The following is a 24,692-nucleotide window of genomic DNA, read 5'->3' on the forward strand; positions in this document are numbered from 1 at the left end:
GTGGGAATCTCTCAAAATGCGAGTTTGAAATATGAAATACTTAGTTTATATAATATCAAATAAAAAGCAAGGTGTTTTATACATAGGAAAAACAAAGCGATTAAAAAAAAGAATATATCAACATAAAACAAAAGCACATCCAAATACATTTTCAGCTAGATATAATTTAGATAAACTTGTTTATTTTGAAGCGTTTGAAACTGAAGATGAAGCTAATTTGAGAGAAAAAAGAATGAAGAAGTGGTATAGAGCTTGGAAAATAGAGCTTATAGAAAAGTCGAATCCTGAGTGGAAGGATTTGTATGAGGTATTAAAATAGTAATTAATAAAACGAGATTCCCGTTTTCACGGGAACACATAAATGTGATGACCAAACCATACGTAAAACAAACCATAGAAAATGAAGTAGGATATATCGAGTTTTTTCATCCTGCTCATAATTCATTACCAGGAGATGTTCTGGCAAAATTAGCTAATATCATTACTGAAGCTGGGTTGAACGATGACATAAAAGTGATTGTTTTAAAAAGTGGTGGTGACCGTACCTTTTGTGCTGGAGCAAGTTTTAATGAATTGATTAATATCAATGATGCGGCTACTGGAAAAGTATTCTTTTCTGGTTTTGCTAACGTTATTAATGCCATGCGAAAATGTCCGAAATTTATTATTGGACGTATACAAGGTAAAACTGTAGGTGGAGGAGTAGGTCTTGCGGCTTCAACTGATTATTGCATGGCAACAAAATTTGCGGCAATAAAGTTGAGTGAACTTAATATTGGTATCGGACCTTTTGTTGTCGGACCAGCTATAGAACGTAAAATGGGCTTAAGCGCAATGTCTCAAATAGCAATTGATGCTAATACGTTTTATTCTGCGGAATGGGCCAAACAAAAAGGTTTATTTACTCATGTCTATGAAAGCACTGAAGAATTAGACGAAGCTGTAAAAGCAACAGCAGAGCATTTATGTACTTACAATACTGAAGCGATGCTAGAAATGAAAAAGGTGTTTTGGAAAGGTACTGATCATTGGGATGAGCTTTTAGCAGAGCGCGCGCAAACAAGTGGAAGATTAGTGCTGTCAGAATTTACAAAAGAGAAATTAAAAGGGTTTAAATAAAATGATATACAGTTTTAATGGCTATACACCAGTAGTTCACGAAAGTAGTTTTGTGCACCCTTTAGCTGCTGTGACAGGCAATGTGATTATAGGCAAAAACTGTTATATAGGTCCTGGAGCTGCAATTCGTGGTGATTGGGGACAAATCATATTGGAAGATGGTGTAAATGTGCAAGAAAATTGTACAGTCCATATGTTTCCAGGAAAATCAATCATTCTTAAAGAAAGCGCGCATGTTGGACATGGAGCTATTATTCATGGAGCTAATTTGGGCAGAAATTGTTTAATAGGTATGAATACGGTTATTATGGATGATGCTGAAATTGGTGATGAATCTATAGTTGGAGCCATGGTATTTGTTAAGGCAGAAACTAAAATTCCAAAGCGTAGTTTAGTAGTTGGGAATCCGGCAAAAATTGTAAAGGAAGTTTCTAATGAAATGATAGCTTGGAAAACGAAAGGGACGGAGCTTTATCAGCAATTACCAGCAGATTGTCATAAATCTTTACGAGAAGTTGAGCCACTAAGAGAAGTTCCTGAAAATATGAAAGTGCAAGATGATATTTATAAGACGCTTAGAGAGACTTTTAAAAAGTAAAATCAAATTCTACTTAAATCAATTTCATTGGTTTCTTTTCCAGTTGAAAGCGTAATTAAACTTTGTACATTACCTAAATATGGTAGAAGTGTTAATTTTGAAATAATAAACGTTTCATAAGCTTCAATATCTTCAACAACTAGCTTCAATAAATAATCGAAATTTCCACTTACACGATGGCATTCTACAATTTCAGGAAAATCATTAATCTCTTTCACAAACTTTTCCAAATAACTTCTTGTATGACCTTGTAAAGTGATTCCAATAAATACCTTAAGTTTTAAACCTATTTTCTTATGGTCTAATACTGCAACATATTTCTTAATATAACCTTCTTTTTCAAGCTTTTTAATACGTTCAAAAATTGGTGACGTAGTCATGCCGAGTTCCTCAGCAATACTTTTAGTGGTCCTATTGCTGTTTTTTTGAAGAATAGCTAGGATTTGTGAGTCTATCTTATCAAGAACGTATGGCATAAGAAAATTATTTTTTAAAATGGCTTAAATACAAATATAAAAAGAATAAAAAACTTTTAAATAATAATAATTTAGAATAAATAATTTTTTATAGTTAATAATAAAGTTTTTAATAGTAGATATATTCGATATGAAGTATCTTTATTTCTTATATAAAAACTATTTTTGATTTGGAAAATTTCGAATTTAAAATGCCCAAATTGGGTGAAAGTATCACTGAAGCGGTAATCATTACTTGGTTTAAAAATGTTGGTGATACTATTGAAGACGATGAAATGTTGTTAGAAGTGGCTACTGATAAGGTAGATTCAGAAGTACCCTCAACAGTTTCAGGTGTAATTGTAGATATTTTGTATAATGCCAATGATGTTATTAAAATTGGTGAAACCATTGCTATTATAAAAGCAAATGGTAAATCATCATCAGCGAAAAAGGAAACTAAGAAAAAGGATAATAAACCAAAAAAATCAGATAGTGTAAAGCAGAAAGTTCTTAAAATTCCAAAGGCAATTCAGAGTTCTTCAACTTCTTTTTCAACATCAAATGCTAACACATTCTTCTCTCCATTAGTTATTTCAATTGCCAAAGAGCATCATATTAGTTTTGAAGAATTAGCTCGAATTCCTGCTACAGGAAAAGAAGGACGCTTACGTAAAAGTGACCTTTTTCAATATATCGAAGATGGTCGACCATACAAATCTGCTCAACCCTTAACCAAAGACCCAACGGCTTATAGAATACCGCAACTAACATTCGATAAAGGAGAAGGTAAAGTCATTGAAATGGATCGCATGCGTAAGATGATTGCAGATCATATGGTGTATTCAAAGCACACGTCACCACATGTTACTGCATATGTGGAAGCCGATTTAACCAATGTGGTTAACTGGAGAAATGCTAATAAAATAGCTTTTCAAGAAAAATATGGTGAGCGTTTAACCTTTACACCATTATTTGTTGAAGCGGTTGCAAAAGCGGTTAAAGATTTTCCAAATATAAATGCATCAGTCGATGGTGATAATATTATTGTAAAAGAAGATATAAATATTGGTATGGCAACAGCATTACCGAGCGGAAATTTAATTGTTCCTGTGGTGAAAAATGCAGATACTAAAGATTTGAAACAACTTGCTGAAAATGTAAATGAATTAGCAAATAAAGCCAGAGAAAATAGGCTTGTAGGAGATGATATAAAAGGAAGTACGTTTACCATTTCTAATGTCGGAACTTTTGGAAGTGTTATGGGTACACCAATTATCAATCAACCCGAAGTGGCCATACTGGCATTAGGAATCATAAAGAAAAGACCAGAGGTTATCGAAACAGAAAAAGGAGACGAAATTGCAATTAGAAGTATGATGTACTTATCGCTTTCTTTTGATCATCGTGTTGTTGATGGCTTTTTAGGTGGAAGTTTTGTGCGCCGGGTGGCTGATTATTTTGAACAATTTGATTTGAACCGAAAGATATAATGTTATGAAAAATATAGACATCAAAAGAGTAGAAAATTCAAAAGTTGAAAATATCGATTTCAACAATATACCATTAGGAACCACTTTTACGGATCATATGTTTATATGTGATTATGAAAATGGTGAATGGATTAATCCAAGAATTGTTCCTATGGGAATGATACCAACACATCCAGCGGCAATGGCATTGCATTACGGACAAGCTATTTTCGAAGGAATGAAAGCTACTGTTGATACTGATGGTAACCCAATGCTTTTTCGCGCAGATAAAAATGCAGCAAGATTAAATAAAAGTGCAGATAGAATGGGAATGCCTCATTTTCCTGAAAGTATGTTTATTGAAGGATTAAAACAACTCGTCGATTTAGAACGCAATTGGATTCCGCCAACAGACGGAAGTGCACTCTATTTAAGACCGTTTATGTATGCTGATGAGCCATTTATTGGTATGCGTGCAGCAACATATTTTAAGTTTATTATTATGGCATCACCAGCGGGTCCATTTTTTAGTAAGCGAATTAAATTATGGGCAGAAAGAGAATATATACGTGCTGCAAATGGTGGTACAGGTGAAGCTAAAGCAGCTGGGAATTATGCAGCAGCTATTCGTCCAACAGAGTTGGCAAAAGAAAAAGGTTACGATCAAGTATTATGGTTAGATGCAATTGAGCATAAATATATTCAGGAAGTTGGGACTATGAATATTTTCTTCAAAATAGGTGGAAAATTCATTACACCAAAACGCGACGGTTCCATTTTAGATGGTATTACTAGAATGAGTGTAATTGCTATTTTAAGAGATAAAGGTTATGAAGTGACAGAGCGTGCAATCACGATAGACGAAATTCAAGAAGCTTCAAAAAATAATACCCTAGAAGAAGCATTCGGTACAGGAACTGCGGTTGGGATAGCTTATATTCAGGAAATTGGATTAGATGGAGAAACAATTCATGTGTCTGATGCAAGCCCAGTTGGATTGGAAGTTAACCACTCTTTAAATGCAATTAAAACTGGAAAAGTTGAAGATAAATTTGGCTGGATGATTAAAGTTGAAAAAGAATTGGCTTAATGAAAAAAGAAATACTAGAGAAAGGATTTGCAAAGCTCTGCATGGCAAAAGCAATGACAGAATTGTACGAAGCTAATTTTAAACAGGTTTCTAAGTATGTGCACGCCACATCGAGAGGGCATGAAGCAATTCAAATAGCTTTAGGGCTACAATTATTGCCACAAGATTATGCTTTTCCATACTATAGAGATGATGCTATGTTATTGTCTTTTGGATTGGAGCCTTATGATTTAATGTTGCAATTATTGGCCAAAAAAGATGATCCGTTTTCTGGAGGCAGAACTTATTACTCACATCCAAGTTTAAAAGATGATGATAAGCCAAAAATTCCGCACCAATCGTCAGCCACAGGAATGCAAGCGATTCCTGCAACTGGTGTTGCTATGGGAATACAGTATAAAGAAATACAAGGTTTAAATGATACTTCAATTGAAAATCCTATTTCTGTATGTTCGCTGGGTGATGCTTCTGTGACGGAAGGAGAAATAGCAGAAGCTTTTCAGATGGCCGCTTTGAAGCAGATGCCAATTCTGTATTTAGTACAAGATAATGGTTGGGATATTTCTGCGAATGCAGCTGAAACGAGAGCACAGAATGCGTTTGAATATGCTCAAGGATTCCATGGATTAGAGGCAATTTCTATTGATGGGGCAAACTTTACAGAAAGCTATGAGGCTATAGAAAAAGTGATTGCAACAATTCGAAAAGAGCGTAGACCATTTTTGGTGCATGCTAAGGTACCTTTACTGAATCATCATACATCTGGTGTTCGTATGGAATGGTATCGTGATGATTTAGATGAAGCGCGTTCCCGTGATCCTTATCCAGTTTTAAGACAGCAACTCCTAGATAATGGCTTTTGTGAAAAGGAAGTTAATGACATAGAAGAATCTGCTAAAGACAAAGTAGCTTCAGATTTTGAAAAAGCATTAAAAGCTGAAGACCCAAAACCTGAGGATCTATTTACACATGATTTTGTACCAACACCAATAACTGAAGAAAAAGGAACTCGTGAACCAGAAGGTGCGGATAAAGTCGTGATGGTAGATTGTGCGCTATTTGCTGTTGAAGAGTTAATGCGAGAACATAAAGAATGTTTACTCTACGGACAAGATGTTGGTGGTAGGTTAGGTGGTGTTTTTAGAGAAGCAGCAACCTTAGCGCAAAAATTTGGAGACGATCGCGTGTTTAACACACCAATACAGGAAGCTTTTATTGTGGGTTCAACAGTTGGAATGTCTGCGGTTGGGTTAAAGCCTATTGTTGAGGTGCAGTTTGCAGATTATATCTGGCCAGGTTTAAATCAGCTATTTACTGAGGTGAGTCGCAGCTGTTACTTATCTAATGGTAAATGGCCTGTAAGTATGATTTTACGCGTGCCTATCGGTGCCTATGGAAGTGGTGGGCCGTATCATTCGTCTTCTGTTGAAAGTGTTATCACAAATATTAGAGGAATTAAAATAGCCTATCCAAGCAATGGAGCTGACCTTAAGGGCTTAATGAAGGCCGCTTATCACGATCCTAATCCAGTAGTTATTTTAGAACATAAAGGATTGTATTGGTCTAAAGTACCAGGTACACAAGGAGCTACTTCTGTTGAGCCAAGTGAAGATTACGTTTTGCCTTTCGGTAAAGCTTGGGTTTTACAAGAAATCTGGAAACAAGAAAATGTTGAGACCTTAACCATTGTTACTTATGGGATGGGAGTGCATTGGGCGTATAATGCTTCAGGAGAACTAGGTATGAGAGACCAAATTGAAATTATTGATTTGAGAACTTTATATCCTTTAGATGAAGATACCATTATGAAATCTGTCAAAAAAACGGGCAAATGTTTAGTCGTTACAGAAGAACCTTCAAATAATAGTTTTGCTAGAGCCTTAGCTGGAAAAATTCAAGAAGAATGTTTCAAATATTTAGATGCACCAGTAATGACTATTGGAAGTGAAAACATGCCAGCAATTCCTTTAAATTCGACGTTGGAGCAAACAATGATTCCTTCGACAGAGAAAGTGAAATCAAAAATTGAAGATCTATTGAATTACTAGGTGATTATTTGATGTAAGATTTTTATTATCTTACATCAAATAATCATAACTAAATGCTTACCAAAAAACGTTACTCAATCAAAGACATGGTGCTTTGGACGCGTGGAGAGACATTGATTTATCTTCTTTATGCTGGGATTATTACTATTCTTTATAAAGTTTTCGGATTTACATTTCTAAATGTACCATGGACACCAGTTGCCTTGATTGGTACAGCAGTGGCCTTTTTGGTGGGTTTCCAGAATAATTCTGCTTATGGACGTATTTGGGAGGCTCGAATGATTTGGGGAGCTATAGTAAATACATCTCGTACTTGGGGAATGAAAGTCCAAGATATGGTTACAAACGAATACTGTGGTCATCCAGTCTCTGAAGATGAATTAAAACAACACAAAAAGAGACTAGTCTATCGTCATATTGCTTGGATGACTGCGTTGCGGTATGCCATGCGACAACGAAAATCTTGGGAGACTCAGCACAAATCAAAAACTAATCAAGAATGGAGAGATATGATTCATATACCAGAAGAAGTCTCTACTCTAGATGACAATCTTATGATGTATTTATCAGAAGAAGAAAGAGCATATGTTTTATCTAAAGGAAATAAGCAGACTGCACTTTTATATTTACAATCTAAGCATATAAGAGAATTGAAGGAGAAAGGTCTAATTTGGGAATTTGCTTTCTTAGAACTAGAAAATGTATTAGAATCTCTTTTTACCCATCAAGGTAAATCAGAACGAATAAAAAACTTCCCTTACCCTAGACAATATGCAAGTTTGGGCTTATACCTTACTAGAGTTTTTACCATTTTAATACCCTTTGGTTTAATTCCAGAGTTTGCAGAAATTGGTGAAACCATGGTAGATGATTTTTTTCTTGTAGGTAAATATTTTATTTGGATTGCAATTCCGTTTTGTGCTGTGGTGTCATGGGCATTTCATACCATGGAGCGTTTGGCCAGAACTGGAGAAAACCCATTTGAAGGCGGGCCTAATGATGTTCCTATTTCTACTATTTCAAGAGGTATTGAAATTGATTTAAGACAAATGCTTAATGAAGATTTGGATAGCATTCCTAGTCAATTTCCTGAAGAGCAACATGTTCAAATGTAAGTACTAAAAAAGCCTATCTAAAAGATAGGCCTTATTCTTAAAAAGATTGTAAGGTATATAATTATATAACTTTTACATTTACTGCGTTTAATCCTTTTTTTCCTTCTGTTAAATCAAATTCTACATTGTCACCTTCTCTAACCTCATCGATTAAACCAGAAATGTGTACAAAATGCTCTTTGTCGTTTCCTTCTTCTGTTATGAATCCAAAACCTTTAGAGTCATTAAAAAATTTTACTGTACCAGTACTCATATTAAAATATATTAAATTAAGGTGCGAAAGTAGTCTAATTAATTGATTTTCAATTATTTTCACCCCTTTATTTTTGTAAAAAGGATGAAAATTGTAGTTAATCACTTAACACTTAAGTTATAAGCGGTAAATAAAAAAAGTAAAGTTGACTTATATTTTATATTCAGAAAGAGGTTTTGTGAATTTCTCTGGATCTGCGGCTAAATGATATCTTGGATCATCAATATCTTCAATAATGACTTCTTCAAACTTAGGACTTGCTTTTCGAAGCAATACTTTACAATCTTCACTCAAATGTTTAAGTTTAATGGATTTTCCCTCAGCCTCATATTTTTCGACTAAATTAAAAATAGCTTCTAAAGCAGAATGATCACTAACGCGAGATTCTACAAAATCTATTTCAACTTTATCAGGATCATTTTTAGCATCAAATTTAGAATTGAAATTCTGAATTGATCCAAAAAATAATGGCCCCCAAATTTCATAAGTTTTAGTACCATCTTGTTGAATGCGTTTTCGAGCTCTAATCATAGTTGCATTCTTCCACGCAAAAACCAGAGCAGAAATTATAACACCAGCAATAACAGCGATTGCTAGATCTTTCCACACTGTAATTGCAGAAACAGCAATTAAAACTATGGCATCAGAAACAGGAATTTTTCTTATGATTCTGAAACTACTCCATGCAAATGTTCCTATTACTACCATAAACATTACACCAACTAAAGCAGCAATTGGAATTTGCTCAATTAAAGGTGCTCCAAATAGAACAAAGCAGAGTAGTGCAAGAGCAGCAACGGCACCAGATAATCGACCACGACCACCAGAGTCTACGTTGATTATAGATTGGCCAATCATGGCACAGCCTCCCATACCACCAAAAAATCCATTTAACATATTTGCACCACCTTGAGCAATACATTCTCTGTTGCCATTTCCTCTTGTTTCGGTCATTTCATCAATAAGATTCAATGTCATTAACGACTCAATTAGGCCAACTGCAGCTAATATAAATGCAGTAGATAATATTAAATCCCAGTGACCGGAAAGTGTACTAAATAATCCAAAGATTTGATCTTGGAATTCAGGTAAACTGCCCTGCAAGCCTTCTCCTCCTCCTTCTTTGATGAATGAACCTACTGTACTCATTTCTATTCCACCAAAAATTGTAATACAAGCCACAACTATAATTGCTATTAAGGCAGCAGGAATCTTTTTTGTAAGCTTAGGTAATCCATACATTATTCCCATAGTTAACGCTATGAATCCCATCATTTTCCAGAATGCTGCATTTGTAAATAATGCTGAAAACCAATCTGATGGATTACTCCAAATAGAAATATCTTTTGGGACTGCATTTGGAAATAAACCTAATTGAGACAAGAATATAACAATAGCTAAACCATTGACAAATCCCATCATAACTGGGTGTGGAATCAAGCGAACAAACTTGCCAAGTTTAAAAACACCTGCTAATATTTGAATACCACCAACAAATAATAAAGTTATAAATAGCCATTGTAGACCAAGGTTTTCAATTGGTGTTGCGAGTGTGATACCTACTTCGTTTCCTTTTTGAATAAGATGGACCATAACAACTGCCATTGCTCCTGTTGCTCCAGAAATCATTCCGGGACGACCACCAAAAAGTGCTGTAACAATTCCCATCATAAAGGCTCCATAAAGTCCAACTAGAGGATCAATACCTGCAACAAAGGCAAATGCTACTGCCTCTGGAACTAATGCTAAAGCAACAGTTAATCCTGAAAGAATATCATTCTTTGGATTCTGAGTAAAGTTTTTTCTAGTAGTTTGACCTAAAATCATAATATATGTTCTTAAAAGGCGCCAAAGATATAGTTTTTAGATTTAAACACTAAGTAAATACTAGAAACAAAAAAAGCATCGAAACAACGATGCTTTTCTATTATATTATGGTAGAAATATCATTTTACGGGCGGAAATTGTTCCATGGTTTTTGATACAAATTCTTTTATACGCGCTTCTTTCTTTTCTACATTTCGAGTAACAAGATAGCCTGTACCGGATCCTTGCCAAATCAATTCTTTTTTGCTTGCGTCAATGAAATCGATGAAAAGAACACCTTCAGTTTTGGTGGAAACTTGATTTCCTCCCCAACCAGGTCCCCAACCCCAACCCCAACGATTGAAACCTCCCCAGCCCCAGGCACCTGCGCCCCAAGCATTGTTGTAAATATCAACACGTTGGTTCGATTTGGTGAATATACTAACAAGCATATCTGGATTTTCGGATTTAGTCATCCCTTTTGCCATCAATTCTGCTTCGATAGCTCTAAGAATTCTACGTTTGTCGATATCATTTATCTCAGCCTTATCAATACCTGGTTTAAAGAATGCAAATGTTTTGTAAGTGTCAAAATTTGCCTCTTTATCATAATCTGCTGCAACTCTAACAGAACTACAGGAAGATAGAAGGATGGCAAATACTAAAATCGGAGTGAGTTTAATTAGTTTCTTCATATCGCTTTTTTTTAATTATTTACAATAAATTTTCATCAACAGTATTCGGTAAAGTTATTTTTAAGTTAGGTTCAACTTCCATGGCTCGTTTTATGGCGAAAATTGCTCCTTCGTTTCTGGCCCAACTACGTCTTGAAATTCCGTTGTTGACATCCCAAAATAACATTTGTTTTAATCGTTTTGATGCTTCTTTAGTACCATCAAGAACCATACCAAAACCACCATTTATAACTTCTCCCCATCCAACACCACCACCATTATGAATACTTACCCAAGTGGCTCCCCTAAAACTATCTCCGATAACATTATGTATGGCCATATCAGCGGTAAAGCGAGAACCATCATAGATATTACTAGTTTCTCTGTATGGTGAGTCTGTTCCGGATACATCATGATGATCTCTACCAAGTATAACATATCCAATATCACCTTTTTCAATAGCTTTATTAAAAGCCTCGGCAATTTTCATTCTTCCTTCTGCATCTGCGTATAATATTCTTGCTTGTGAGCCAACAACTAATTTGTTTTCTTGTGCGCCTTTTATCCATTGGATATTATCAGACATTTGTTGTTGAATCTCTTTAGGAGAATTCTTCATTATTTCTTCAAGAACATCACAAGCAATTTTATCTGTTTTTGCTAAATCTTCAGGTTTTCCTGAGGCACATACCCAACGAAATGGTCCAAATCCGTAATCAAAACACATTGGTCCCATGATATCTTGCACATAACTTGGATATTTAAACTCGCGACCTATTGTTGGATTTTCAGACATTACATCTGCACCAGCTCTAGAAGCTTCTAATAAAAAGGCATTTCCATAATCAAAAAAGTATGTGCCTTTAGCAGTATGTTTGTTTATAGCTTTAGCATGACGGCGTAAAGTTTCTTGAACTTTTTCTTTAAATAATTCAGGATTATTGGCCATCATTTCATTGGCATCTTCAAAAGATATATCTACAGGATAGTATCCACCAGCCCATGGATTGTGAAGCGAGGTTTGGTCGCTTCCTAAATCAATGTGGATATTGGCTTTGTCAAATTTTTCCCATACATCAACTATATTACCTAAATAGGCTATTGAAATGGTTTCTTTTTTAGTTTTTGCATTTTTAACTCTAGAAACTAATTCATCTAAATCAGTTATGTTTTCGTCTATCCAACCTTGGTCTAAACGAACTTGTGTAATCTTAGGATTAACTTCAGCACAAACTGTAATACAACCTGCAATATTTCCAGCTTTGGGTTGAGCGCCAGACATTCCGCCTAATCCAGAAGTTACAAAAAGATTACCTTTAGGTGATTTGCCTATTTTTCTAAACCCATTTAAAACGGTTATTGTGGTGCCGTGTACAATACCCTGAGGACCAATATACATATAACTTCCAGCAGTCATTTGTCCATATTGTGTTACTCCAAGTGCATTAAACTTTTCCCAATCATCGGGTTTGGAGTAATTAGGAATCATCATACCGTTTGTAACCACAACCCTAGGTGCTTCTTTATGAGAAGGGAATAAACCCATTGGATGACCAGAATACATCACAAGAGTTTGTTTATTATTCATTTCAGCCAAATACTTCATTGTGAGCCTGTATTGCGCCCAATTTGAAAATACTGCTCCATTTCCGCCATAAGTAATTAACTCATGCGGATGTTGTGCCACTGCATAATCTAAATTATTCTGAATCATTAGCATAATACCTGCTGCTTGTTTTGACTTTGCAGGATATTCTTCGATTGGCCTTGCATACATTTTGTAATCTGGTCGAAATCTGTACATGTAGATTCTACCGTAGGTTTTTAATTCGTTTTTAAATTCAGGTAGTAGCTCTTTATGATGCTTTTTATCGAAGTAACGTAATGCGTTTTTAAGTGCTAATTTCTCTTCTTCAATAGAGAGAATAGCTTTTCGTTTTGGTGCATGATTTATAGAAGAATCATAAGATTTTGTTTGAGGTAACACATTTGGAATGCCCTCTAGTATTTGATCTTTGAAAGATAATTTTGTCATCTGCATCACTTCTTTTTTAATGTATTTTTATCAAATCCATAAGGACAATGTCTACAACCACTTTCACAACAATATCCTCGTTTTAAGTGATATTGCTCTGTGAAACAACGATAGCCTTCGGGTGTTAGATAGTAGTCTCCGTCTTCAATTGGGACATATTTCTTCATACTTAACAAAGATAATGTAAATTGGTGTGATTTTTGAAACGAATAAAATATGATATTGATTTCAAAATACATTGTACCAAAAGGTTATATTGGTATTACTATTTTTCCTTTTATGTTTTTAAAGTACAAAACTTTAAAAGGCAATGCTATTTTTATAAATCATGAAAGAATCCATTTGCGACAGCAAATAGAACTATTAATTATTCCCTTTTTTCTGGTCTATGGACTAGAATTTTTAATTCGTTTGATTCAATATAGAAATTGGCATTTAGCCTATAGAAATATTTCTTTTGAGCGCGAAGCTTACAGAAAAGAAAAAGACCTTGACTATTTAAAATCAAGGTCTATATTCAGTTTTTTAAATTATTACATTAGATAATAACTTTCTTTGATACTATAGCACCATTGGCGAGTAAAACTTGTACAATATAAGTACCCTCACTCAACCCATTGGTTTGATAAATATAACTTGTGTTATTTACGTTTATGTTTTTGTGAATTGTTCTTCCTGTAATATCAAACACTTCGAATTTTTTAATTACACTAAGTGAAGAAATTGCATCAATTGTATTATTAACTGATCTAATTCTTAAGTCGGTAATAATATCTTGATCTTTAATACCTAAAGTAGTGTTATTAAATCTAAGGACAAACCTTTCATTAAAAGTTCCTGATTCTGTAGTAAATGAATACGGATTTGCTCTTAAATCATGAATTATATTGAGTTCTTTATCTTCAACATATATACTTTGATTTGAGTCGACAAACAAGCCGTCTAGTTGATTTATTGAGATGGTGAAACCTCCAGGATTAGATGTTTGATATCCTAGTGCAATAGTTTTTGAATCTTCAAAAGGTAGTGCCTTAGCTTGAATTGTAAGTTTTTGGTCAGATAACACAGAATAGAATTGATTTTCAGATTTATTAATTGAAATGCCATCATATAATCTATCCATATTATCTGAAGCTCCATCTGCAAAACCAACTAAGATGGATAGAGCTGTATTATCTTCACCAACTAAATCCAACCAAATGCGATGCTTACTTTGTACTCCAGGGGCATCACGATAAAAACCATCATTAGCATAAACTCCTCTCATAGTATTATCAAAGTTAACGGTATTAGGAGTAGTAGCTGAATCAAGCATTAAAGCAAAAAAGCCTTGACCAGAAGCTATATAGTCATTAAATCCTGGTGGAGATGATCCAAAACTGTTAGCGGCTATATAATCACTATCATTATAATTATATGCATAATTTTCGTAAAAAGGGTCATTTATCGCAGCACTAGCTGCATTAAGGTGTCTCCAAAAATATAATGTGCCGTCAATCGTTGGATTTGCATCGACAAAATCTTTTAAAGAAATTGCTGAAGGATACGGATTACCCAGTAAATTCCAGTTGTCATCTTCTGCCGTTGCTGTATTACCTATACCAACATAATCTGCACCTGTCCATGTCCCTCTAGAAATAGGAAACGAAATTTTTCCATTATTTATAGTACCACTGAACTCAGCTGTATTTGCAATTGAAGTACCAATTAATCCACGTATAATATAGCCTTTTCCAGGTATCATATTCTCTGAAGTATTAATCCACGTTCCATGCTCACCTGCTGTACCATTGGCAACGGTAGGTTCCCAATTATATATCAAAGAATTTGAACTACCAGGTGATATATCTTCTACATCAAAGAGATCTACAGGCGAAGACCAATATACATAATCATATGAGTTTAATCCATCTACTTTTCGTTGCACTCTTGCAGATCCGTCATTTTTATTAGTGGTTACATCTATAATTTGTATAACACTAGCACTATCTCTTACTTCTAAATCTCCATTTGGCTCAATCCTAATATCGTCTTCTATTGTGAGTGATGAATTAGATTGCTGAGTAAGCAATGCACCATCTAATATTTCCATATTATAACCAACGCCATCCGTTGTGCCTAACATTATTGGGTCATTTGCGGTGACAGGAATTGTGATACAATCTGATGAAATTGGAACTCCAACAGGAGTCCAATTATTTGCATTTTCCCATGCTGTGCTTACTGAGCCATTCCAAGTTTTATTACCACTTACAGTTACAGTTGTAGCATCAGATTCAACAATTGTGCTACCGTTACACAAAGTGTATGTTACTTCTGAAAAATATGTAGTAGTAACTGCTGGGTTCACTGTTATTTCACCATCATCATTAGGATCAATAATTTCATTGGCCGCAGATATTGAGTTTTGATACCATTTCAAATCTGTAATTGATGCACCAGAAGGTACAAATCTCCAAGCTTCTTGTGAGACACTCCAATCAGTGCTATTTGTATTTCTTCCTGGTGGTACCGTTGCTACTGTTGCATTGGCCTGTAATCCTACAGAGGCTCTTTCATTATTCCAAGTAGGATCTAAATTTTTTTCTTCTATGTATATTTCTATAACATTAGTATCCTCATAAAAGACCATCATGCCAGAATATAAAATGGAATTGTCAAGATACATAGGGACATCTTTCCATGCTGTAACAAGAGCTTGACAACCTGTGTCTAATGTAATTAGTTGGTAACCTATTTCACCTCCAATACTTGGGTCTACATCATGATGTACCCCATAGATAGAAGGGCCAAAGAAATAGGTATTTGTGCCACTATTATAGTCTCTAGCATTTTCAGCATTTGGTATAGGATAGAGCATTCTCCATCCAGACGGTCCGTTTGCCAAACTAGTATCAAAAGAAATGACACCATTTGAACCAATAACACAAGAGTTATAAGTGTTTCCATAAAAACAGAAATCGAAAGGCAAATTAACAACAGGGGAAAACACATCATCAAGATTTACACTTACAGGATTAGCCAAACAACCAAATTGATATGGTGGATTATAAGCTATAGATTCTACATCGTAACTAGAAGTATCTCCTAATTCTAAATAATTAGCTTCTATAACTGTATCTTCATAATAGCAATCGACTGTAGGATCTCCACCACTTAATCCTAAACCTCCGGCATCTACTGATGGACATGCTAAATCCGATGTTCCATTAATTGTTGTTGGTGAACAAAAATCATCTGTTGTTATATTATCAGTTAAAGGTGAGGTAGTCAAATAATCTGGACCACCTGAGCAAGCCGAGTTGAAAGAGAACACATAAAAATGATAAGTAGTGTTATTTGTTAATCCGGTAATATTAAATGAAGTATCACTATTATTACTTAAAACCGTATTCCCAGAAAAAGTTGAGCCAATTGTATAAGTTGTTGTATCATTTATTGTTGGAGTCGTGCCAGTCGTGTTATACAAAACCAAGTAGCCATCTGGTGAACTTGTGGCTGCTGTAAAACTCATATTCATGGTTGTTTCTGTAACACTATTAAATGATAAATTTGTAGGCTGGTCAGCTGGTTCAGAACATAGAGCTCCGCCCGCTTCGGTTATCACAACATCATCAAAATAATTGTACTCATTGTTATCATTAGCAGTTCCAGAAAATCTAAATCTTGAACTTGCTGAGAAGTTATAAGTTGAAGACAGTATGGTTTCTGAGAAACTATGTGGATTACCTTGTCCGTTATTAGTGAAATCAGTACCTCTTGCATATGTTCTTACAGTATTCCATGATGTTCCATCAAAAAATTCTAGATTAAATCCTTCACCATTGTCAATTCTTTGTGATTTGTGGCAAAAAGAAATTATTACCTCAGTGTAACTACTCAAATCTATAATTGGGGATGTCATTCTATTATTACCTGTATCATTATCTTTTGAAAATATTGCAGAATTGTTTGTACCACCGCAAGACCAATTACTACCAGTTGTTCTTCCTGCATCGGATCCACCATCTGTCCAGCCTTGTAAACCAGATTCAAAATCATAAGATACTGGCAGTTGAGCATAAGCATTAGTGCTAGCTAGAAGGAGACTCCCAAAAAGCAATAAAACCAAGGTTTTTTTGTTGACTTTTATGCAGAAATTAAATAAGCGAAATAACGGAGAATGTAGAGTATTCTTCATAATTAGTAGGTTTTAAGATCGAGGGACATCTTTAAAATAAACGTAAATTGTTTTATGTCAGTTTTAAATAGGTGCTTTTATGCTATTATAATTTTGTCAAACGTAGTAAAAAAAAACTAAAAAAAATAATTTTTTATCGATTAAACAACAAAAAACATCGTTTAATGGTTTAATTGTGGTTTTTTTACTACATAGAAAGAACTTTTGCAGTTAGAATATGTTGCTTACTTTTGTGAAAAACCATACTTGTTTAATAATATTACTCATAATCAGAATATTCTAAATTCTTCCATTAAGCTAGTAATAAAGCGGGAGGATTTAATACACCCACTTATTTCTGGAAATAAATATCGCAAGCTAAAGTATAACTTTATTAAGGCTAAAGAAAATAATTCAAAAGTGTTGCTAACTTTTGGAGGTGCATTTTCAAATCATATAGCTGCAGTAGCCTTTGCAGGTAAAGAGTATGGCTTTAAAACTATTGGTGTTATCAGAGGTGAAGAATTAGAACTAAAAAAGGATTTAAATCCTACATTGCGATTTGCTAAAAATTGTGGAATGGATCTTAAGTTTGTAACCAGAGAAGACTATAGAAACAAAACGAATAGCAATTTTATCGATGATTTAAAAAGTGAGTTTGGTAATTTTTATTTAATCCCAGAAGGTGGCACAAATAATTTAGCGGTAAAGGGTTGTGAAGAAATTTTACAGCCAAAAGACATGGGTTTTGACTATGTCTGTTGTTCAGTTGGAACAGGTGGAACAATTTCTGGCATAATAAATACTTCCCAAAGGCATCAGAACATACTGGGTTTTCCAGCATTAAAAAATGTTAGTTTACAACAAGATATTCGTAAATTTGCAAATCAAGAGAATTGGGAATTGATAACAGATTATCATTTTGGAGGTTATGGTAAAATAAAGCCAGAACTGATAACGTTTATCAATAGGTTCAAGAAAACTTATGGTATTCCATTAGATCCAATATATACTGGTAAAATGATGTTTGGCATATTTGATTTAATAGAAAAAGGATTTTTTCCTAAAGGTTCAAAAATATTAGCGATACACACTGGTGGTTTACAAGGGATACATGGTATGAATGAAAAGTTGAGTCGAAAAAAAACTCCTTTAATTGAATTATGATAATAGAATTTAGATACATATTATTAGTATTAGTTATGCTTTCTATAGTTAGTTGTGGTCCCAAAAAAGGAATAGTAACAAAGAAGGACGGCAGTTCAAAAAAAGAAGTGATTATAGACAACCGTAAAGAGGATAGTGGCAAAGAAACTGAAAAAACAGTTGTTAAAGATGATGGCCCTCGTAATGCGGTAGATATATATATTGATTTGTATTCAGGTATTGCTAAGGATAATATGCGTACCCATAAAATACCAGCGAGTATTACACTAGCACAAGGTATTTTAGAATCTGGATCTGGCAAAGGTAGATTAGCTAAAAAGGCCAATAATCATTTTGGTATTAAATGTCATGGTTGGAAAGGTGCTAAAATTTACCACGATGATGATCGTTCTCAAGAATGTTTCAGAAAATATAGAAAGGCAGAAACGTCTTATGAAGATCATTCAGAATTTTTAACAGGACGAAAGCGTTATGCTGGTTTGTTTAAGCTTAAACCAGATGATTACAAAGGTTGGGCAAAAGGTTTGAGAGCAGCTGGTTATGCAACCGATAGAAAATATCCTCAAAAACTGATTAGTTTAATAGAGCGCTATCAGCTTTATAAATATGATGAAGAAGTACTTGGGAAATCGAGAGAGACAAGTGTGTTAGAAGAAAATTCTACCTTAAAACATATTGTGGTGAGAGGCGACACCTTATATTCACTTTCAAGATTTTATAAGACAACTGTTGATGCCATAAAAGCTAAAAATAACTTAACATCAAATGACCTGACTATAGGTCAACAACTTATTATTCCTAATTAATTTATGTTATACCAAAGAAGTAGTGCTTTATTTAAAGCTGCTAAAGCAGTTATTCCTGGTGGAGTAAATTCACCAGTAAGAGCTTTTAATGCTGTTGGTGGGACGCCAATTTTTGCTAAATCAGCTAAAGGAGCTTATGTTTATGACGAAGATGGTAACCGTTTTATAGATTATATTAATTCTTGGGGACCAATGCTACTTGGGCATGCATATCCTCCTGTTGTAGATGCAGTAATTGAAAAAGCAAAAGCAGGAACCTCTTTTGGAATGCCAACTGAATTAGAAACCGAGATTGCTGAGTTGGCTATTTCTATGGTGCCAAATATTGACAAAATTCGTTTTGTCAATTCAGGCACAGAAGCTTGTATGAGCGCTATAAGATTGGCAAGAGGTTATACTAAAAAAGATAAAATTATAAAATTTGCTGGTTGCTATCATGGTCATAGTGATTCGTTTTTAATTGCTGCTGGCAGTGGAGCGGTAACCTTTGGTACACCCAATAGTCCAGGTGTAACACAAGGGACTGCAAAAGACACCTTATTAGCTACTTATAATAATATTGAAAATGTAAAGGAACTTGTTAGAGCTAACAAAGATGAAATTGCTGCTATTATAATAGAACCTGTTGCAGGTAATATGGGGTGTATACCTCCTGTGGATGGTTTTCTTGAAGGTTTGAGAACTTTGTGTGATGCTAATAATATTTTATTGATTTTTGATGAAGTAATGACTGGCTTCAGATTAGCCAAAGGAGGAGTACAAGAACTAAAGGGCGTTAATGCTGACATTGTTTGCTTCGGAAAAGTTGTAGGTGGTGGTTTACCTGTCGGTGCTTTTGCTTCCAGAGATGAAATTATGAATCATTTGGCACCTCTTGGACCAGTATATCAAGCAGGTACTTTAAGTGGAAACCCATTAGCAATGGCAGCTGGATTAGCAATGCTTAAAGCCATTAATGTTGATAAAGGGTTGATAAATAGATTAGAAGAGAAGACTAAATACCTTCATAATGGCATTACAGATGCACTTAATAAAAATAATGTAACTCATACTATAAACAGAATTGGTTCTATGATTTCGGTTCATTTTTCTGAACACGCTGTTGTAGATTTTGATTCAGCTGCGAAAGGGAATAATGAAACTTTTAAAAAATTCTTTCATGGTATGTTAAATGAAGGGATTTATATTGCTCCAAGTGCTTTTGAAACTTGGTTCATTACAGATGCGTTAACCTACCAAGATTTAAATGAAACGATAACAGCTGTTGAAAAAGTTGCAAAAATGTTATAAAGTAAAAAATAAAAAAGCCTCGCAATTTGCGAGGCTTTTTTTTAATCTTCTTCACTGTAGGTTTTATAGCGCTCGTATTGTTCATCCGATAAAATCGCTTTGACTTTATCGTCTAATTGTTTTTCGATTTTAGCATCTTCTTCTTCATTTTCAGGCTTTCCTTTTATGCTAGCTTTAGCCTGCCCATAGGCTTTTAAGGCTGTGTAAATTTCATCGCGCTGCTCATTAGTAAACTTTACAAACTTCCTTAAAGCTTCAGTTTTTTTCGAAGCAACATTATTTATTTCAATTCTATCTTCTAGTTTGCTATTTTGAGCTGTCACTGATTCAGTTCCTAGAATCATCATAAAAGCGAATAAACAAAATGTAATTACCTTTTTCATTATGGACTATTTAATTATTTGCCACTAATGTAATAATTTTATTTAATTAAATGAAAAAGTATCGCTTAAGCGATACTTTTTACTATAAATAAATTTTCAGTTATCTGTTTTCATCATGCTTTTTACCACGTCTAGCTCTTTTTTTATGTTGTCTTGGTTTCATTTTTTCAAATTTAGAATACTGTTCTGCCGTTAAGATGGTCTTCATTTCACGCTTCATTTCAATTTGTTGATCTAGTCTATGATTCTGCATTTTCACAATTTCATCTTTAGAAGGCTTTTCTTTTTTCTCACCATCTACTGCTTTGCGTTCTTTTCTTAAACTTTCGTTTTCCTTAGCTTGATTTAAAATAACAGAGTGTACCTTTTTTTGTTGTGCATCCGTAAGATCTAATGATAAAGTCAACTTTTTTGCTTTTAAGTCGGCAATTTCGTTAGGTGTCATTTGTTTTCTTAATTCAGAACCTCCTTTACGATCTGCTCTTTGTTTCTTTCTTTCCTGTGCCACACCAGTTAAAGTAAAAAGTGCTAAGGCAATCACTAATAATTTTTTCATTTCTTTTAAGTTTTATGTTATATCAGTTTAGACCTTTGATGAATTATAAAGTTTAAATGAGGTTGTGTTTTTAACACGAATTTTAACACTTGCTACATTTTTACTAGCCTAAGTGTGGTTTTATATAGGTTTCTACCTTCCATTTTATTTTTCAACCAAGCATAAAAACTCATTACAAATATATCTTCTTCGTTTACCTTGGTCCATTCAAAAGCGCTTTCTACTCTGTTTTTAAAATCATCACTTGTAATATTTTCTGGTTTTAGATAGTATAGTTCTGCAAAATTTAAGAATGTAAAGATACGGAATTGACCTATTTGTTTTAGATAGCTTGTATATCGACGCTTAAAACTTTTTAACCTTGAGTAAAATAAATCGTCTTCTTGCAATTCTATGTACAATAATAATTCAGCCAAGTTCTTTTTAATAACCCAATCAATTCCTGCTTTTTCTATGTACCATTTATCTGTGTGATAAAACTGTGATAAAATTGACTTTGCTTTTAAAAAATCCTCCTTCTGAAAATAAAACATTAATAGTGATAGGTGAAGATCTAGAAGAGACTCTAAATCGTTATGTTTTACTTTAATGGTTGATTCTACAAGTTCTATAGCTTCGTTTTGATGATTATTGAAGTTGAGATTTAAAGCTTCTACCAAGGTTTTCTTTAGAACAAAATCTTTAAAATAAATACGTCGTTTTAAAAGCATCAGTTGCTCCATCTCCTTAATGTAGCGTAATGAGATATCGAATTTTTTATTTCTGAATAAGGTGTTTGCAATAATATAAACAATGTGGATTTGATAATAAAGCTGTTTGTCTGTGTCTTTTTTGTTTTTTAGAATCTCATAACTTTTCAAGACAAAATCTTCAATCTGAAAATATTGTGTTGTAACTAAGGCAGAAATATTTGCGATAGCTAAAATTTGATAAAGTGATTTAAAGGACAGCGATTCACTAATTTTTATGTTATTATCCTTTAAAGTGTCTTGTAAAATTTGTTCAAAGTTTATGACTTTACCTTCATAACTAATAGCATTTAAAACTGATTTCAATTTGGCATACACAACATTCAATTGGTCTTCTAATTGATGTTTTTCCTGGTTTTCCTTTTGTTTTATTATTAATTCCTCTAAATCTATTTTTGGATAATTAGCAGCATACTGAATTTTGGTATGGTAAATCTCATTAAGAATAGGAAATAATAAATGCTCATCTGCTAATCGTTCTGCTTTGTCTAAAATTTTATAAGCAATCTCGTAGTTTTTTTGAAGTAGATAAGTACGTGAAGCAAGTATATACTTAATAATCTGCATGTCTATAGAATTCTCATCTTCAAGATTTTTGTTGGCTGTAAAATCTATTAAAGACTGAAACAAACGTTTTCTAAGTGCATGATAAGCATTGTTTTGATTAGAATTATATAAGTGATTACATATAGCCTTAGAGTCTGCTTCGCCTTTAGTCAATAGTTTAAATAGCTTTATGTTTTTAGTGTCTTTACGTTTGTTCTTTTGTTCTAAATAAGCAATAAACTTTTGCTGATCTTCAGAACTAAATGTATCGATTATAGATTTAATAGCTATCATTTAATCGTCATTAATTTATTTATTTATATAATAAATATAGGTATAAATAATTTTACTTATAAAAATATATCGTCATTTTTTATTAATAATTGTTTTTTGTGAATAAAGATTTAGTCGCAGATTTGCTTCACAATCATCAAAACAATTATCATGAAAAATCTAATTAGAGTTAGTTTATGTATTACCGTATTAGCTTTAGTAACTATTTATTCAGCATCAATTTATAGTTACATGATTGAGACCTATAGCGAAAGTGTAGAATTCTTAGCGAACAATACAGTAAAGACTTCTAATCCATTAAGGTTTTAACATGAAGTTAAAGAACTTAAATATTGCTTTTTTTGTTACCACTGGAGTCTCTATTGTTGTGTTTATCTATCTCGTGTTTTTAGGATACGATGAAATAGAAACACCTAAAGATGTCATTAAAATTATTGCATCAATAGTGTTCCCGATTCCAATGTTGTTTTTTATGAGATTTATTGTCATTGAACATTTTCTCCCAGAAAACACAGATGAATACAAACTGAAAAACCAAAAACCAGCAACACTATTTTTAGTTGTGACTATAGCAGGCGGTATTTTAATGATGCAATTCCTAGAGTTCCTCACTCAAAAAAAATTGGAGGATGCTCTAGTAATAGCTCATCTTATCAACTCTACAACAATCAGTTCTTATGTGATGAATTTTTTGTTGTACAATAACCTAAAAGCCAATGGTATATTAAGTGGAGTGCTTATGGCTTTAGCAATACATGTTTTCTTTTTATCTGCTTAAAAATCGTCAAAGTTTAATCATCAAAAATTTTAAATTATGAATGTTATCAAAACACCAAAAACCCAGACTAACTCTGGGAAAAGAGAATTACTATTTACGTTTCAGACGATAATAGTTACAGGATTACTCGCTTTTACGGCAATTGCATTTTTCTGTTATAATGATTTATCAGTTGTTAAAGGCATTAAGGTGATTTTTGCACCGTTTTTATCAGTTGTTCCTTTGCTTTTTATTTTATCCATTTTACGCGATTTGAGAAAAGGATTTATAGAAGGGAATTATACAAAAAATGAAATTTTAAAATTCGGTTTAATTACTATTGGAATAACAGCAGCTTTTACTGGGATTACTTTATTACTCTCAAAGATTGATGCTTTAGAAATTCTGTTAGCAGGAATTATAGCCATTTTAAGTACTGTATTTTTTTTACGAAGTAAAATAAAGGATATTCTAGGAATGTCTATAGTTACGGGAATTGCTGAAGGTATTATTGTCTATATGATTTTTTTGTTTTGATGATAGGTTAGTTAGTAACCCAAAACCTCGCAGATTGGTTTTAGAGCTGCGAGGTTTTAAATTAATATGATCATGAAACAGAGACTCACAACATTCTTAGTTGAGTTTTCCAATTTAAAACTCACAAGACCAGCTTCAGATAAGATTAGATTTATAGAAATTATTGCAGTAGCATTAACAGCAATTGGTAAATTCATTTTTGTAGATTGCCTTAATTTAAGGTTACCTTTTGTCATTGTGACAATACTAGCTTGGTCAATATATGTGGTTTACCGTTATAAAAAAGATAAAATGGTTCTTAAAGATTGGGGATTTAGAACAGATAATTTTAAATCGGCTATTAAACTCATCGTTCCGTTCGTAATTGTATCAATTCTATCTTTTTTTATTATCGGATATTCTCGAGGTACTTTAAATATGACTTGGCATATTTTGCCACTTCTAATAACCTATCCCATTTGGGGAAGTGTACAGCAGTTTTTAACCATAGCTTTAGTTGCTGGAAATTTGAATAATCTCAAAAGCATGAAACTAAAAAAGATCTCCATCATTTTTATTACTGCTATTTTATTTTCAGTAGTTCATTATCCATCAGTTTGGTTAATGATTGGTACGTTTATTTTGGCTCTATTTTATGGCTATGTATATTTAAAAGTTAAGAATATATATGCACTTGGCTTATTTCATGGTTGGTTAGGCGCATTATTTTATTATACAGTTGTAAATCAAGATCCATTTGCAGATGTGTTTCTTAAATTTCTCTAAGTTTTAAATTTTCCTATC

Annotated in this window: 25 protein-coding genes; 15 read left to right on the forward strand and 10 right to left on the reverse strand. The window is 33.5% G+C overall.

What is annotated here, in order from left to right; translation table 11 throughout:
* Positions 1-31 precede the first annotated feature (31 nt).
* From Q0822_RS15135 to Q0822_RS15145, 3 genes are read left to right on the forward strand one after another with little or no spacing between them, the layout of a single operon-like run.
* Positions 32-319 carry a GIY-YIG nuclease family protein gene (locus Q0822_RS15135; RefSeq protein ID WP_299125171.1) on the forward strand — a complete coding sequence of 96 codons (288 nt, stop codon included), beginning with the start codon at positions 32-34 and terminating at the stop codon, positions 317-319.
* Positions 320-366: 47 nt separating this feature from the next.
* Positions 367-1,119, forward strand: coding sequence for an enoyl-CoA hydratase/isomerase family protein (locus Q0822_RS15140; RefSeq protein ID WP_299125173.1), 753 nt, complete (start codon positions 367-369; stop codon positions 1,117-1,119).
* A 1-nt stretch (position 1,120) separates the two neighbouring features.
* Complete coding sequence (locus tag Q0822_RS15145; RefSeq protein ID WP_299125176.1) at positions 1,121-1,717, forward strand: transferase hexapeptide repeat family protein; 597 nt, start codon at positions 1,121-1,123, stop codon at positions 1,715-1,717.
* A gap of 2 nt (positions 1,718-1,719) precedes the next feature.
* Here Q0822_RS15145 and Q0822_RS15150 read toward each other — a convergent pair whose 3' ends face one another.
* The gene (locus tag Q0822_RS15150) at positions 1,720-2,193 is read right to left on the reverse strand and encodes an Lrp/AsnC family transcriptional regulator (protein ID WP_299125179.1); all 474 of its coding nucleotides are present in this window, start codon (positions 2,191-2,193) and stop codon (positions 1,720-1,722) included.
* A 191-nt stretch (positions 2,194-2,384) separates the two neighbouring features.
* On the opposite strand from Q0822_RS15150, the gene Q0822_RS15155 reads away from it, so the two are divergent.
* Genes Q0822_RS15155 through Q0822_RS15170 form a run of 4 tightly spaced genes read left to right on the forward strand, consistent with a single transcriptional unit; the run spans position 2,385 to position 7,897 of the window.
* Positions 2,385-3,665 (forward strand): dihydrolipoamide acetyltransferase family protein, encoded by a 1,281-nt coding sequence (locus Q0822_RS15155; protein ID WP_299125308.1) that lies wholly within the window; start codon positions 2,385-2,387, stop codon positions 3,663-3,665.
* Between the two features lie 4 nt (positions 3,666-3,669).
* A complete protein-coding gene (locus Q0822_RS15160) occupies positions 3,670-4,734 on the forward strand; it encodes a branched-chain amino acid aminotransferase (protein WP_299125181.1) in 1,065 nt (354 codons plus the stop codon).
* On the forward strand, positions 4,734-6,782 hold the full coding sequence (locus Q0822_RS15165; RefSeq protein ID WP_299125184.1) for an alpha-ketoacid dehydrogenase subunit alpha/beta: 2,049 nt from the start codon (positions 4,734-4,736) through the stop codon (positions 6,780-6,782). The genes Q0822_RS15160 and Q0822_RS15165 overlap by 1 nt, the downstream gene beginning before the upstream one ends.
* A 53-nt stretch (positions 6,783-6,835) precedes the next feature.
* Positions 6,836-7,897 (forward strand): bestrophin family ion channel, encoded by a 1,062-nt coding sequence (locus tag Q0822_RS15170; RefSeq protein ID WP_299125187.1) that lies wholly within the window; start codon positions 6,836-6,838, stop codon positions 7,895-7,897.
* Positions 7,898-7,958: 61 nt separating this feature from the next.
* Here the strand turns inward: Q0822_RS15170 and Q0822_RS15175 are convergent, their stop codons facing one another.
* The 5 genes from Q0822_RS15175 to Q0822_RS15195 form a co-directional block, all read right to left on the reverse strand.
* The gene (locus tag Q0822_RS15175; protein WP_299125190.1) at positions 7,959-8,150 is read right to left on the reverse strand and encodes a cold shock domain-containing protein; all 192 of its coding nucleotides are present in this window, start codon (positions 8,148-8,150) and stop codon (positions 7,959-7,961) included.
* Between the two features lie 150 nt (positions 8,151-8,300).
* Positions 8,301-9,977 carry a SulP family inorganic anion transporter gene (locus Q0822_RS15180; protein WP_299125192.1) on the reverse strand — a complete coding sequence of 559 codons (1,677 nt, stop codon included), beginning with the start codon at positions 9,975-9,977 and terminating at the stop codon, positions 8,301-8,303.
* Between the two features lie 119 nt (positions 9,978-10,096).
* Positions 10,097-10,651, reverse strand: a complete 555-nt coding sequence (locus Q0822_RS15185) for a DUF4136 domain-containing protein (protein WP_299125193.1) — start codon at positions 10,649-10,651, stop codon at positions 10,097-10,099.
* A gap of 19 nt (positions 10,652-10,670) precedes the next feature.
* Positions 10,671-12,665 (reverse strand): urocanate hydratase, encoded by a 1,995-nt coding sequence (locus Q0822_RS15190; RefSeq protein ID WP_299125195.1) that lies wholly within the window; start codon positions 12,663-12,665, stop codon positions 10,671-10,673.
* A gap of 5 nt (positions 12,666-12,670) precedes the next feature.
* Positions 12,671-12,832, reverse strand: coding sequence for a DUF5522 domain-containing protein (locus tag Q0822_RS15195; protein WP_299125197.1), 162 nt, complete (start codon positions 12,830-12,832; stop codon positions 12,671-12,673).
* A gap of 49 nt (positions 12,833-12,881) precedes the next feature.
* On the opposite strand from Q0822_RS15195, the gene Q0822_RS15200 reads away from it, so the two are divergent.
* On the forward strand, positions 12,882-13,211 hold the full coding sequence (locus tag Q0822_RS15200) for a hypothetical protein (protein ID WP_299125199.1): 330 nt from the start codon (positions 12,882-12,884) through the stop codon (positions 13,209-13,211).
* Here Q0822_RS15200 and Q0822_RS15205 read toward each other — a convergent pair.
* Positions 13,204-16,845 carry a T9SS sorting signal type C domain-containing protein gene (locus Q0822_RS15205; RefSeq protein ID WP_299125201.1) on the reverse strand — a complete coding sequence of 1,214 codons (3,642 nt, stop codon included), beginning with the start codon at positions 16,843-16,845 and terminating at the stop codon, positions 13,204-13,206. The genes Q0822_RS15200 and Q0822_RS15205 overlap by 8 nt on opposite strands.
* Before the next feature lie 246 nt (positions 16,846-17,091).
* Here Q0822_RS15205 and Q0822_RS15210 point away from each other — a divergent pair, with 246 nt between their 5' ends.
* From Q0822_RS15210 to hemL, 3 genes are read left to right on the forward strand one after another with little or no spacing between them, the layout of a single operon-like run.
* On the forward strand, positions 17,092-17,991 hold the full coding sequence (locus Q0822_RS15210; RefSeq protein WP_299125203.1) for a pyridoxal-phosphate dependent enzyme: 900 nt from the start codon (positions 17,092-17,094) through the stop codon (positions 17,989-17,991).
* Positions 17,988-18,797, forward strand: coding sequence for a glucosaminidase domain-containing protein (locus Q0822_RS15215; RefSeq protein ID WP_299125205.1), 810 nt, complete (start codon positions 17,988-17,990; stop codon positions 18,795-18,797). The genes Q0822_RS15210 and Q0822_RS15215 overlap by 4 nt, the downstream gene beginning before the upstream one ends.
* A gap of 3 nt (positions 18,798-18,800) precedes the next feature.
* Positions 18,801-20,087 (forward strand): glutamate-1-semialdehyde 2,1-aminomutase, encoded by a 1,287-nt coding sequence (gene hemL / locus Q0822_RS15220; RefSeq protein ID WP_299125207.1) that lies wholly within the window; start codon positions 18,801-18,803, stop codon positions 20,085-20,087.
* Between the two features lie 41 nt (positions 20,088-20,128).
* On the opposite strand, the gene Q0822_RS15225 is transcribed toward hemL, so the two are convergent.
* The 3 genes from Q0822_RS15225 to Q0822_RS15235 all read right to left on the reverse strand — a co-directional run bounded on the left by Q0822_RS15225 (position 20,129) and on the right by Q0822_RS15235 (position 22,615).
* Positions 20,129-20,470, reverse strand: coding sequence for a hypothetical protein (locus Q0822_RS15225; RefSeq protein ID WP_299125209.1), 342 nt, complete (start codon positions 20,468-20,470; stop codon positions 20,129-20,131).
* Positions 20,471-20,570: 100 nt separating this feature from the next.
* Positions 20,571-21,026, reverse strand: coding sequence for a hypothetical protein (locus tag Q0822_RS15230; protein ID WP_299125211.1), 456 nt, complete (start codon positions 21,024-21,026; stop codon positions 20,571-20,573).
* A gap of 92 nt (positions 21,027-21,118) precedes the next feature.
* Complete coding sequence (locus Q0822_RS15235) at positions 21,119-22,615, reverse strand: hypothetical protein (protein ID WP_299125213.1); 1,497 nt, start codon at positions 22,613-22,615, stop codon at positions 21,119-21,121.
* A gap of 150 nt (positions 22,616-22,765) precedes the next feature.
* On the opposite strand from Q0822_RS15235, the gene Q0822_RS15240 reads away from it, so the two are divergent.
* From Q0822_RS15240 to Q0822_RS15255, 4 genes are all read left to right on the forward strand, one after another.
* The gene (locus Q0822_RS15240) at positions 22,766-22,924 is read left to right on the forward strand and encodes a hypothetical protein (RefSeq protein ID WP_299125215.1); all 159 of its coding nucleotides are present in this window, start codon (positions 22,766-22,768) and stop codon (positions 22,922-22,924) included.
* Position 22,925: 1 nt separating this feature from the next.
* Positions 22,926-23,393, forward strand: coding sequence for a hypothetical protein (locus Q0822_RS15245; RefSeq protein ID WP_299125217.1), 468 nt, complete (start codon positions 22,926-22,928; stop codon positions 23,391-23,393).
* Between the two features lie 36 nt (positions 23,394-23,429).
* The gene (locus tag Q0822_RS15250; protein ID WP_299125219.1) at positions 23,430-23,909 is read left to right on the forward strand and encodes a hypothetical protein; all 480 of its coding nucleotides are present in this window, start codon (positions 23,430-23,432) and stop codon (positions 23,907-23,909) included.
* A 72-nt stretch (positions 23,910-23,981) separates the two neighbouring features.
* Complete coding sequence (locus tag Q0822_RS15255) at positions 23,982-24,674, forward strand: CPBP family intramembrane glutamic endopeptidase (protein WP_299125222.1); 693 nt, start codon at positions 23,982-23,984, stop codon at positions 24,672-24,674.
* Positions 24,675-24,692 lie beyond the last annotated feature (18 nt).

Origin of the sequence: uncultured Winogradskyella sp., assembly GCF_947496485.1 — a bacterium.
In the GTDB taxonomy this organism is placed as follows: domain Bacteria; phylum Bacteroidota; class Bacteroidia; order Flavobacteriales; family Flavobacteriaceae; genus Winogradskyella.